General features: G+C 73.8%; 1 protein-coding gene. It reads left to right on the top strand.

The features are described from left to right. Positions 1–103: 103 nt before the first annotated feature. Positions 104–724, top strand: a 621-nt coding sequence (locus D8M34_RS18665) for an alcohol dehydrogenase catalytic domain-containing protein (RefSeq protein WP_153245013.1), incomplete at its 3' end; no start/stop codon positions are given.

Raw genomic sequence — 724 nt, 5'->3', positions numbered from 1 at the left:
CTGCCGCTCGCCGGCGCCTGAGAGCCGGCCTGGCACCCGGGGGCCAGCGCTGGCGCGGGCGACGGGTGTGCCGGAGGTCCCCGTGCGGCCAGGATCGACGGCCATGCGTACGACGGCAGCGGTGCTGTGGGAACCCGGTGGCAAGTGGCAGATCGAGGAGGTCGAGCTCGCCTCCCCGAACGCCGGCGAGGTGATGGTCGCGTTGACAGAGTCGGGCCTGCGCCACTCCGACGAGCACCTCGTGACCGGCGACCTGCCCGCGGTACTGCCGATGGTCGGCGGCCACGAGGGCGCGGGCCGGGTCATCGAGGTCGGACCGGGTGTCACCGAGCTCGAGGTCGGCGACCCGGTCGTGATGACCTTCCTGCCGTCCTGCGGGCGCTGCCCGTACTGCTCCAAGGGTCAGCGGAACCTCTGCAACGACGGCGCCGGCGCCACCCTCGGCCCGCAGCTCGACGGCACCTACCGGTTCCACGCCCGCGGTGAGGACCTGGGCCAGATGTGCCTGCTCGGCACGTTCGCCCGGCACACCGTCGTCCCCGTGAAGTCCGCCGTGAGGATCGACGAGGGTTTCCCGCTGGACCTGGCCTCGCTGGTCGGCTGCGGCGTCACCACCGGCTTCGGCTCCTCGGTGCGCACCGCGGACCTGCGGGCCGGGGACACCGCCGTGGTTATCGGGATCGGCGGGATCGGCGCGAACGCCGTGCAGGGTGCCCGGGCGGCG

The sequence above is a fragment of the Microbacterium sp. HSID17254 genome, assembly GCF_003989315.1.
Taxonomy (GTDB): Bacteria; Actinomycetota; Actinomycetes; order Actinomycetales; family Microbacteriaceae; genus Microbacterium.
This window is presented reverse-complemented; position numbering and strand designations above follow the sequence as displayed.